This window comes from Streptomyces calidiresistens, assembly GCF_014141525.1.
GTDB classification, from domain to species: domain Bacteria; phylum Actinomycetota; class Actinomycetes; order Streptomycetales; family Streptomycetaceae; genus Streptomyces; species Streptomyces calidiresistens.
Genome location: NZ_VKHS01000275.1, coordinates 1 through 6,249, shown reverse-complemented (window position 1 = coordinate 6,249; position 6,249 = coordinate 1). Strand labels below are relative to the sequence as shown.

The 6,249-nt window shown below is 73.2% G+C and carries 5 protein-coding genes and 1 pseudogene; 5 read left to right on the top strand and 1 reads right to left on the bottom strand.

The features are described from left to right. Positions 1-32 precede the first annotated feature (32 nt). Positions 33-698: an MBL fold metallo-hydrolase gene (locus tag FOE67_RS13120; RefSeq protein WP_182663813.1), complete on the bottom strand. Its 666-nt coding sequence runs from the start codon at positions 696-698 to the stop codon at positions 33-35. Between the two features lie 248 nt (positions 699-946). Here FOE67_RS13120 and FOE67_RS13115 point away from each other — a divergent pair, with 248 nt between their 5' ends. The 5 genes and pseudogenes from FOE67_RS13115 (at position 947) to FOE67_RS13095 (ending at position 6,107) form a co-directional block, all read left to right on the top strand. After that, a complete protein-coding gene (locus FOE67_RS13115; protein WP_182663811.1) occupies positions 947-1,774 on the top strand; it encodes an ABC transporter ATP-binding protein in 828 nt (275 codons plus the stop codon). 65 nt (positions 1,775-1,839) lie between these two features. Next, a pseudogene (locus FOE67_RS13110) lies at positions 1,840-2,583 on the top strand (ABC transporter ATP-binding protein); the annotation flags it as partial. Positions 2,584-2,765: 182 nt separating this feature from the next. Then, positions 2,766-3,656, top strand: coding sequence for a branched-chain amino acid ABC transporter permease (locus FOE67_RS13105; protein WP_182663809.1), 891 nt, complete (start codon positions 2,766-2,768; stop codon positions 3,654-3,656). A gap of 85 nt (positions 3,657-3,741) precedes the next feature. Beyond that, positions 3,742-4,824, top strand: a complete 1,083-nt coding sequence (locus FOE67_RS13100) for a branched-chain amino acid ABC transporter permease (protein WP_228473839.1) — start codon at positions 3,742-3,744, stop codon at positions 4,822-4,824. Further along, on the top strand, positions 4,821-6,107 hold the full coding sequence (locus tag FOE67_RS13095; RefSeq protein ID WP_182663807.1) for an ABC transporter substrate-binding protein: 1,287 nt from the start codon (positions 4,821-4,823) through the stop codon (positions 6,105-6,107). Before FOE67_RS13100 ends, FOE67_RS13095 begins: the two co-directional genes overlap by 4 nt. Positions 6,108-6,249: the final 142 nt, after the last annotated feature.

Sequence of the window (6,249 nt, the reverse complement as noted above, 5' to 3'; positions counted from 1 at the left end):
GTACGGCGGGGGAGAGGGAACCCGCGGCGGGTTCAGACGAGGGCGAGGGATTCGCCCGGCTCCAACCGGAGGTACTCGGCCGCGCCCAACCCCGGCCCGGCCGGTCCCATGTTGCGCCCGTAGACGGTGTGCCCGGCCGGCCCCAGCAGCCCGTCGTGGACCGCCAGCGCCCGGCGCGGCGCGACCTCCCGCACGTAGTCCACCACCTCGGAGAACTTGTTCCACGGGGCGTGCACCGGCAGCAGCAGCGTCTCCACCTCCCGCTCCGGTACGGTCAGCGCGTCCCCCGGGTGGAAGATCGCGCCCGCCGAGCCGTCCGGATCCTCCACGAGGAAACCGACGTTGGCGACCCGCGGCAGGTCGGGGTGGATCACCGCGTGCAGTTCACCGTGCACCTCGATCGGGAAGCCCGCCGGGGTGAGGGTGTCGCCGTCGCCCACCGCGTGCACGCGCCCGGGGAAGGCCGCCGCCATCACCCCGGCCACGGAGCGCGGCGCCCACAGCTCCACCGCCGGGTCCGCCTCCATGGCCGAGCGCAGTCGTCCCTCGTCGAAGTGGTCCGGGTGCTCGTGGGTGACCAGCAGCGCGTCGGCCCCGACCGCCGCGTCCCGCTCCCCGAACGCCCCGGGGTCGATCACCAGGGTGCGACCCCCGTGGACGATCCGGACGCAGGCGTGACCGTGCTTGGTGAGCTCCATGCGGCCATTGTGCTACGGCCCCCCGACAGCCCGCGCGCCGCGCCGCGGCGCGTCCCGCCGACCGACCGGGCCCGCCCCCGGGCACCTCCCTTCCCCGAGGTCACCGACCCCGCGCCGCACCCGATTGGGCAACCGCACAACGGGCCTCCCCGCTCGTTGGTCACCGGCAGCGATTCGGCGATCGGGCATGGACGGGGCGCGGGGCCGGTGCTGGGGTGTGCGGACACGCTGCTGGAAGGGGGTGGCCGATGGAGGCCGCCATTCTGCGGGTGCGCGGACTCGCCGCCGGGTACGGGCCGGTGCACGCGCTCTCGTCCGTCTCCCTGGAGGTGCCCGACGGCGCCGTGACCGCCGTACTGGGCGGCAACGGAGCGGGCAAGTCCACGCTGTTGCGGGCCATTTCCGGCACGCTGCGGTTCCAGGGCGGCGCGATCACCGGCGGGACCATCGAGTTCGCCGGCGAGCGGCTCGACGGCCGCAACGCCGCCCGGGTCGTCGCCGCCGGGGTGGTGCAGGTGCCCGAGGGGCGGCAGGTCTTCGCACGGATGTCCGTCGCCGACAACCTGCGCGCCGGAGCCCTGGGGGCCCGCCACGGTCGCCGGGGCGAGCAGGAGGCCCGGGAGCGGGTGTTCGGCCTGTTCCCGGTGCTCGCCGAGCGGGTCCACCAACGAGCCGGCCTGCTCTCCGGTGGCGAGCAGCAGATGCTCGCCATGGGACGGGCCCTGATGGCCCGTCCGCGTCTGCTCCTGCTGGACGAACCGTCCCTGGGCCTGGCGCCGATGATGGCCGCCCGCATCGCCGACACCATCCGGGAGATCAACGACCAGGGCACCGCCGTCCTGCTGGTCGAGCAGAACGCCGCGCTCGCGCTGAACCTGGCGACCCGGGCGGTGGTGCTGGAGACCGGCACCGTCGCGCTGTCGGGCACCGCCGCGGAACTGGCCGCCAGCGACGAGGTGCGCCGCCGCTACCTGGGGGTCGGCGACGAGGACGCCGCCGCCGACGCGGAGGCCGGGATCCGGGCCGAGCACGACCACTCGGACGGTCACCCGACGCTGCGGAGGTGGGTCGCGTGAACCCCGGTACCCCCGAGGCCCCCGACGCGTCGGTCGGCACCGCCGTCACCGACGCCCCGCCCCGGCTGGAGGTCACCGACCTCACCGTCCGCTTCGCCGGCCTCACCGCGCTGGACGGCGTCTCCTTCGCCGTCGAGCCCGGCAGCATCCACGCCGTCATCGGCCCCAACGGCGCCGGCAAGTCCACCTGCTTCAACGTGCTCTCCGGCGTCTACCGGGCCACCTCGGGCAGCGTGCGGCTCGGCGAGCGGGAACTCACCGGCCTGCCCCCGGAGCGGATCGCCGCCCTCGGGGTGGCCCGCACCTTCCAGAACCTGGCCCTCTCCGACCACGCCACCGTCGCCGACACCATGCTGCTCGGCCGGCACCGCCTGACCCGTACCGGCTTCCTCGCCGCCGGTCTGCGGCTCCCCTCGGCGGTGCGGGAGGAGGCCCGCCACCGCGAGCGGATGCGGGAGATCGCCGCCTTCCTGGGCCTGGGGAAGTACCTCGACGTCCCCGCCGGGATCCTGCCCTACGGCCTGCAGAAGCTGGTCGAACTGGGCCGCGCGCTGTGCATGGAGCCCGAGGTGCTCCTGCTGGACGAACCGATCGCCGGCATGACGCCGACCGAGCGCCGCCACGCGGCCGGGGTCATCGCCGCCGTCCGGGAGAACCTGGGGGTCTCGGTCCTGCTCGTCGAGCACGACATGGGCGTGGTGATGCGCCTGGCCGACACCGTCACCGTTCTGGACTTCGGTCGTCGCATCGCCCACGGCGACCCCGAGCGGGTGCAGAACGACCCCGAGGTCGCCCGCGCCTACCTGGGCACCAACGGCGGAGCCGAGACCAGCTCGGCCACCCCCGTCGCCCATCCCCCGAAGACCACCGACACCACCACGCCCCCGGCCGACGGTCCGGCCCCCGACACCGACGCGCCCGACGCATCCGACGCGCCCGACGGCTCCCCGCCGAACGGCTCCTCGGACGGGGGAGAGGCTGGAGCTTCCCGATGACGACCTTCCTCGAACTGCTGATCACCGGCATCTCCCTGGGCTCCGTCTACGCCCTGATCGCCCTCGGCTTCGTGATCATCTTCAAGTCCACCGAGGTGGTGAACTTCGCCCACGCCTCGCTCCTGCTCGCCGGCGGCTACTTCGCCGTGGTCAGCCGGGACACCCTCGGCTTCTGGCCCGCCCTGCTCGTCGGCATCGCCGGCGCCGCCCTGCTGGGGATGCTCCTGGAATTCCTGATCATCCGGCGCTACCGGGGCCGGGACCACAGCGTGCTGGCGATCGTGACCATCGGCATCGACATCGTGCTGATCACCGAGCTGGCCCGCCGCATCGGCCCGGAGATCTTCAGCTACCGCGACCCCTGGGGCAACACACTGGTGCAGCTCGGCCCGGTGAGCATCCCGCAGACCCGGGTGGCCGCCTTCGTGGTGGCCGGTGCCCTGATCACCGTCTTCCTGCTGGCCTTCCGGTACACCTCCTGGGGCGTGGCCATGCGGGCCGCCGCGGAGGACCGCGGGACGGCGGCCCTGATGGGCGTGCGGCTGGGGTGGATCTCCGCCTCCGCCTGGGCGGTGGCCGGCGCGCTGGCGGCCGTCGCCGCGCTCTTCCTCTCCGTCTTCCCCACCACCGGCCTGGACCGGGAGACCGGCCTGATCGCCCTCAAGGCGTTCCCCGCCGCGATCATCGGCGGTCTGGACTCCACCACCGGGGCCCTCGCCGGTGGCCTCATCGTCGGCGTCACCCAGTCCCTGGCCACCGGATACCAGAGCGAGCTCTCCTTCCTCGGCAACGGCATCGGCGACCTCGCCCCCTACCTGGTGATGGTGGTCGTCCTGCTGATCCGTCCGGCCGGTCTCTTCGGAACGAGGGAGCTGTCCCGTGTCTGATCTGCTCACCCGGGTTCGCCGGGGGGTCGGGGAGAAGGGTCCCGACGGCCCCACCGGCGGACGAACCGGCCGCGCCCCCCGCGACCTGGTCACCCCCGGACTGTGGCTGCTGCTCGGCCTGGTCCTGATGCTCCTGCCCTTCTACCTGGAGGCCTTCTGGCTGCGCGCCGGCCTCTTCGCGATGGCCGCCGCCATCGGCGCCATCGGCCTGAACCTGCTCACCGGCGCGACCGGACAGCTCTCCCTGGGCCACGCCTTCTTCCTGGCGATCGGGGCCTACGGCTACTGCATCCTCGCCGGGGACCCGGACGCCAACCTCGTCGGTTTCGGGATGCCGCCACTGCTCGCGATGGTGCTCGCGGTGCTCCTGGCGGGCGTGGCGGGCGGGATCTTCAGCCCCATCGCCGGCCGGCTGCGCGGCGCCTACCTGGGCATCGCCACCCTGGCGCTGATCTTCATCGGCCAGCACGTGCTGTTCAACGCCCACGACCTGACCGGCGGTTACAACGGCCGGCCGGTCCCGCCGCTGGACGTCTTCGGCTTCACCTTCGACAACGAGCGCGTCATGGTCGCCTCGGTGCCCTTCCAGGCCGTGGAGAAGCTCTGGTACGTGGGGCTGCTCCTGCTGGTCGCCGGGGCGCTGTTCGCCCGCGGCGTCCTGCGTTCCCGGCCCGGCCGGGCGATGAACGCCATCCGCGACCACCGCATCGCCGCCGGCGTGATGGGGGTGCCGGTGGCCCGCTACCGGGGCGCGGTCTTCATCCTCTCCTCGATGTACGCCGGCCTGGCCGGGGTGCTCCTGGCGCTGATCTTCCAGCGCACCGTGCCCAGTTACTTCGGCCTGATCCTGGCACTGGAGTACCTGGCCATGATCGTGATCGGCGGGCTCGGCACGGTGGGCGGGGCCGTCCTGGGGGCGTTCTTCGTCACCGTCATCCCGCAGGTCCTGACCCGCTACAGCGAGGCGCTGCCCCTGGTCTCCGCACCGGGCACCGGCGGCGTCGCGCCCGGCGAGGTCTCCCGCTACCTGTACGGCGCGGCGGTGGTCGCCGCCGTGCTCTTCCTACCCGGCGGGCTGGCGCGCCTGCCCGCCGTCCTGCGGGCCCGAAGGGCCCGACGCAGGGCCAGAACCACCGACACCGGGAACAACATGGAGGTTCCGTCATGAGAAAGCGCAGTGCCTCGTCGGCCGCGGTCGCCGCGGCGACCGTCCTGGCCCTTGCCCTGACCGCCTGCAGCAGCAAGGCGGAGGACGACAACCCGGGCGGCGGGAACGGCGGCGGTGGGGACGCGGGTGACGGCGAGAGCCTCGCCACCGGCCCCGGCGTCACCGACGACACCATCGCGCTGGGCGCGCTCACCGACATGACCGGCCCCTACGCCACCCTCGGTGTGAGCATCACCCAGGCCCAGCAGCTCTACGTCAAGCAGGTCAACGAGGAGGGCGGGATCTGCGAGCGGGACCTGGAACTGACCACCCGCGACCACGGCTACGACGCCTCGCAGGCGATCTCCGCCTACAACGAGCTGGAGCCGAACGTCCTGGCCTACACCCAGTTCATCGGCTCCCCGTTCGTCACCGCGGTCAAGGACCAGGTGGACTCCACCGACCACGCCGTGATCGTGGCCCAGGCCTGGACCGCCGCCCTGCTGGGCAGCGAGTACATCCACATGGTCGGCAGCACCTACGACGTGGAGACGATCAACGCGATCGACTTCCTGGTGGACGAGAAGGGCCTGTCCGAGGGCGACACCATCGGGCACGTCTACTTCGAGGGCGACTACGGCGAGAACGCCCTGGAGGGGGCCCGGTACGCCGCAGAGGAGCTGGGCCTGAGCATCTCCGAGCAGCAGATCAAGCCCACCGACGAGGACATGACGGCGCAGGTCGGCACGCTCGCCCGCGAGGGCGTCTCGGCGATCATCGTCAGCGCCGGTCCGCGCCAGGCCGCCTCGGTGGCGGGTGTGGCGGCGGCGGCCGGGCTGAACGTGCCGATCATCGGCAACAACTCGGCGTTCGCCCCGCAGCTCCTGGCCACCGACGCGGCACCGGCGCTGCTGAACGAGTTCTACATCGCCGCTCCGACCCTGCCCATCGGCTCCGACGAGGAGGGCCCGAGCAGCCTGGCCGAGGCCTACCTGGAGGAGTACCCGGACGCCACCCTGGACAACGGTGTGGTCGCCGGCTGGAACGCCGCCCGCCTGGTCGCCGACGCGCTGCGCATCGCCTGCGACGACAACGACCTCACCCGTGAGGGCGTGGCCGCCGCGATGCAGGAGCTGAACGACTACGACAACGCCTTCGGCATCGTGCACGACTTCTCCGACCCGGCGAACCCCTCGTCGTTGGAGAGCTTCATCCTGACCCCCGACGCCGACACCCCCGGCGGCCTGGTGGTCGAGCGGGAGGCCTTCGTCTCCGAGTTGGCCGAGAGCTTCCCCCGGGAGTGATCCCCCCGCCGGCCGGTGCGCGGTGGTGACCCCGGGCTCGCCGGGCCCCGCCGCCCACCGGCCGGCTCCCGCACCCACCGCCGGTCCCGGACGCGTCGCGTCCGGGACCGGCGGCGTTCCGCCGGGGCGAGCCGATCGGTCC